Here is a 347-nt window from a genome sequence, read left to right on the forward strand (position 1 = left end):
CGTGCCCTGTACTCTGTAACCTCTTTCTTTAAGAAGACTTGTTGGCCGTCACTTAAAGGCTGACCATGAAGGAACTTTTGACCTAAAGGGGTCATTTTACTGAGCTTAAACCAGCGTAAAAGAATGGCTTTATCTGATAACCTATTTGCTTTCTTATCATCAACATAAAGCACAACATGAGTATGATTGCTCATCACAGCATAAGCACATACATCAATACAAAATACCTTCGCAAGAAAAAGTAGGCGCTTTTCAACCCACCCTCGGCGGTGTTCATATGATTTACCAGTGAGTGCGTCTTCTCCACAAAGGTAAGCACGTCTAACGCAACGGGATACGCAGTGATA

1 pseudogene is annotated in these 347 nt (G+C 42.1%); it reads right to left on the reverse strand.

Features of this window, described 5'->3' with window-relative positions:
- Window positions 1–347: pseudogene (locus HUS62_RS22735) on the reverse strand (transposase); the annotation flags it as partial.

Origin of the sequence: Pseudoalteromonas sp. 0303 (assembly GCF_013349995.1) — a bacterium.
Lineage (GTDB): Bacteria > Pseudomonadota > Gammaproteobacteria > Enterobacterales > Alteromonadaceae > Pseudoalteromonas.